The organism is Mesorhizobium sp. M7A.F.Ca.CA.004.06.1.1 (genome assembly GCF_003999135.1).
In the GTDB taxonomy this organism is placed as follows: Bacteria; Pseudomonadota; Alphaproteobacteria; order Rhizobiales; family Rhizobiaceae; genus Mesorhizobium.
The window spans coordinates 1-4,259 of record NZ_RZPQ01000520.1; the positions used below are offsets into that span (position 1 = coordinate 1).

3 protein-coding genes and 1 pseudogene are annotated in these 4,259 nt (G+C 60.9%); 1 reads left to right on the forward strand and 3 read right to left on the reverse strand.

Annotated features, from left to right (window positions below):
• The 3 genes and pseudogenes from EN906_RS24795 to EN906_RS38475 all read right to left on the reverse strand — a co-directional run.
• On the reverse strand, window positions 1–864 hold an 864-nt coding region (locus EN906_RS24795), incomplete at its 3' end, for a phytanoyl-CoA dioxygenase family protein (protein ID WP_245484329.1).
• A gap of 168 nt (window positions 865–1,032) precedes the next feature.
• Window positions 1,033–2,628 (reverse strand): O-antigen ligase family protein, encoded by a 1,596-nt coding sequence (locus EN906_RS24800; RefSeq protein WP_245456774.1) that lies wholly within the window; start codon window positions 2,626–2,628, stop codon window positions 1,033–1,035.
• A gap of 21 nt (window positions 2,629–2,649) precedes the next feature.
• A pseudogene (locus EN906_RS38475) lies at window positions 2,650–3,123 on the reverse strand (glycosyltransferase family 25 protein); the annotation flags it as partial.
• 291 nt (window positions 3,124–3,414) lie between these two features.
• Between EN906_RS38475 and EN906_RS24805 the strand changes: the two are divergent.
• On the forward strand, window positions 3,415–4,259 hold an 845-nt coding region (locus tag EN906_RS24805; protein WP_164777332.1), incomplete at its 3' end, for a LytS/YhcK type 5TM receptor domain-containing protein.

Below are 4,259 nucleotides of genomic sequence, written 5' to 3' on the forward strand. Positions count from 1 at the left end.
CCAGGCGGTGGTGTCGTACATCGGTCCCGGCTCCTCGAAGAGCTTTTCGTATTTGCACAGTGCCGGCGTCTTGCCGAGCGGCACCGAAACGCCGTCCCTGAACGCCCATTCGCCACGTTGCGTCGTATCGGCCCGCACATAGCTGGACAGCGCAAAGGCCCGGTCGTGCTGCGATTTGTTGGGCGAGGAGCCGTGCACGGTAAGCAGCCCCCATAAAGCAAGGTCGCCCGGCTCTAGCACCAGCGGAACGATGGTCGCCGGGTCGATGCCGACTTTGCGCAACTCTTCTTCGGCGGTCAGGCCCTTCATCAGCTCGCCGGTTCCCTCGTCCGACAGGCCGAGATAGCCGAGCTTGTGGCTGCCGGGCACGACCTGAAGGCAGCCATTGTCCAGCGTCGCCCGATCGACCGCGAGGCCTGTTGTCACGGTGGCGTCGGCGACATTGTCGAAGGCCGCCTGGTTACGGAAGCGCAAATCCTGGTGGAAGCGATAACCCGTGACATTGGCGCCGGGCGGCTTCCAGTGCAGCTGTTGGGCGATCTGCCTTATGTCACGGCCGATCAGGCTCTCGAGCAGCTTCAGATAGTCGGGATTGCGGCGGAATTCTTCGAAATAGGAATTGATCCAGGAAAACCAGTAAGCCTGCAGCACATAGCGTTGGCCAAAGTCCGATTCAGGCAGGATCTGGAAATTCAGGTTGCCGTGCCGGAAGGTGGCGTGATGCTTGAGGCCTTCGGCATAGACCGCATCGGTTTCCTTCTTCAGCCGGATCATCTCGTCGCCGTCGACGAATTGTCGAACGACCGCGTATCCTTCCTCGCGGTACTGCTCCACCGCCTCGCGTGCCTGCCTGTCCGTCAGCATGTCCGTGACAACCCCTGTCTGTGATCCGTGTCGATCGTAACGAAGGGGTTGCCGGCGATAAGCCATCGATTTTGGCATCGACTTTCCCGATTATCGGGAAATTGAGCGGGGCGTCAAAGGTGGATTGGTCGCAATCGGCTGGTCAGATACGTGCTGCGCCGGCAGGCCCTAAAAATAGGTCCGCGGCGCGACAAGGTTCTTCTGCTGGCGAACATAAAAACAATAGAAGCCGAACGCTGCGGCAAACCACATGAAGGCCTCGCCCATGGCCAGCCGGTTGTTGGAATTGGTGAGGATGGTTAGGGCGAAGAAGACCAGTGTGGAGATGTAGCAGGACCATGCGGCCGGAGCGACGAGCTTGGCTCGCATGGCCAGCAGAACCTGCCTGGCCGACCAGGTGTAGAGAAAGGCAAAGAACGCCAGTCCGACCACCCCATAACGCACGGCAATCTCCAGATAACCATTGTGGAAGACATTGAAGATCATGGGATGATAGGTTCTGCTCTGCCATTCGGTCAGCCAGCTGGAACTGGCTCCGAAGATCGGGTGGCGCTTCCAGATATTGATCGCATCCGCCCACAGCATCAGCCTTTCCTTGGCTGCAAGCGGAACCGCGTCGCTCGCGATGGCGCGGTCGAAGGCGGGGAGGACCCCATGCCTGAACACATCCGGAACCAAGGTTTTGACGAATGCCATGGTATCGTCGGCGGTGGACGAGAAGATGTTGTGTGCCGCGACAATGCCGGCCGCCACGATCACCAGCACGCCACCCGAAACCAACAGTTCGCGGCGATGGCCTCTCGCCAGGGTCATGACCGCCAACAAGAGCAGAGCGAGCGCAAGCGCAAGCCACACTCCCTTTGAGCGCATCTCGATGATATTGACGAGGGCAAGCAGCAGGACGGCTGTCGACAGGGCCCAATGCAGGTTCTTGGTTGCTTTTCCGAGGTCCGTTCTCTGCGCCGAGTAGGCCATGAATTGCAGCGTGCAGAGGAAGATGAAACCGGCCGCCACCGACGCGTGGATGGGATTGTTGAAAAGCCACGGGGCAGGTTGGACGCCTTGAAACATGTCCGAATAGAAGGTGTCCGCCGCTAGGAAGACGAGACTGAGGATCATGAACCAGAGCACGAGCCGTGCGGGTTGCCTGACAAACAGCAGAAACGCGAAGCCGGTCGTCGCGTAGAACAGCGGAAACATGTAAATGCCTTCGGCGCCACCCAACTGGTGGGTGCCGAAATAGACGATCGCCAGTCGGATGAAGACGTAGAGCGACCAGCCCAGACACAGGAAGCCGACCCAACCGATCAGCGGTTTGCTGTAGGTCCACAAGTCCACTCTGAACCAGCGGATGACCGCGACCAGGGCCAGCGCCAGGCCCGCATAGCGGTAGGTGTCGGCCTCGCGCCACACCGCGGAGACCAAAGCGAGAATGGCGAGTGCCGCAAGCAACAGAAGCAAGGTGTGGCGCGGCGCGTTGTCCTTGGCATCATCCAGGGCATCTCGCGGCAGAGGGGGCGGCAGCAGGACGTGATGCAGGCGGCGCAGTTCGTCGCTGGCCCGTAACACCCCGGCACGTAGCCGGCTCGGCCCGCCCAGCCTTGCGGATTTGTAGCTTCCCGAGGGACCGGCTATGCCCGAGATCCCACTGCTGGCGGCGAAGCCAAGCACGTTTTGGCGGACCGAATAGACTTTCAGGCCAGTATCCCAAAAGCGCTCGAGCGCGACGTCCCATGGCATTTTCATTACGGCGAGCGCCGACAACAGACCCTGCGCGCCCTCTCGCGTCACCAGATAGGCGGCGGCCGAGCCTTGCGGGCCATGCAGCGCACGACCGATCTCATCGCCTTCCGCCGTCTCGACCGCGCGCATGAAGAAGCTCATGCGATGGTTGGTCAGCTTGATGACATCGAAATCCGGCACCGCCGCGATGATGGCCTCGATGCGCCGCATGGTGCTTTCGCTGAAGAGGACGTCGTCCTCGACAATCAGGCCATGGGCGCTGCCACCGGCCAGGAACGTTTCCAGCGCCCGGATATGGCTGCGGTAACAGGCATATTCGCCCGAAAGGATGTCGCGCCCGCTCAGCTTGCGCGCGGCTGGAAGATCGATCTCCGTCCAGTCTTTTTCAGCAAGCGCCCGACCGTCGACGGCGGCAATGCGCTGCAAGGTCAGTCCCGCCGCTTCGGCGCTGGCGAGCAATTCGCTCCAGCGCTGGGTCTCGCGATCGAGGTTGATGGCGAAGATAGGGAGGTTCATTGAAGTTCCATGTTGAGCCGCCACCCACCTGGTCGACCTATGTATGGAAAGAAGGAGATGTTCAAGGCGACACTTTACAGATCATGTGCAAGACCCGAATTTGCCGCGATGCCTCTTGCTCATCTGCGCTTACGACACCGTCGAATCATGAGCTGATCGGCTTCATGGAAGATCGCAAAGGTACTCTCGGGTCCCATGTGCCCAAAAGGGAATAGAACGGCATGGCCGGGCAGCTTCTTTAGACCTCGGATAGGTTTTGTCGGTATTTATCGGAAAAAAGGAGCCGAAGTCATGACTGACATCTGGCACTCACTCCTCGCCAACCTTGCCCTGGTCTCCATCCTCGTGGTCGCCTGGGACCTTGTGGCGGATTTCACCGGGCGTCTCTCGCGGCGGATGCAGTCGCTGCTTCTCGGCGTGGTCATGTGCGTGGGCGCGATCATTTCCATGGCGACGGCCCTGTCCGTCTCCGGCTTCGTCGTCGATCTGCGCGCCGCCTTCATTGCTGCTGCCGCGTTCTTTGGCGGATGGCCGGCAATGCTCATCGCCACGTTCGGCTCCATTGTTTATCGCATCCATCTCGGCGGACAGGGTGCGGGTGCTGGTGTCATGGGTATCCTCATCACCGCAATCGTCGGCATTGCGTGGCACCACATCGTCGCGGCCCGATCGCGCACCATGTACGACATATTCGGTCTGGGCGTAACGGTCGCTCTCGCCGGGCTGATCACGCTCCTGGTCATCCCGGCGCAAGCCGTCACGGGCCTTGTGCAGCAGAGCACGTTCCCGTCCCTCGTGTTCCGCTTTCTCAGCACAATCATCATCGGCGTCCTGCTCGACCGGCAGCAGCGCAGGCGGGAGCTCTTGATGTCCAACATGACCTACCGGGCCATGGTTCGCGAACTGCCGGATTGCCTGAACATAAAAGATGTCGACGGCCGCTTCATCGCCGCCAACCCCGCCACCGCCGAAATGGTTCGCGCCGCTTCGGTCGACGATCTGATCGGCAAGACGGATTTCGATTTCTACCCCAGGGAGGTGGCCGAGCGCTTCCGGCAGGATGAGATGGGCGCGCTGGAGGCCGGGCAGACGTTGCGGATCGACCAGCCCGCGCTTTTCCCGGATGGCCGGCAAGG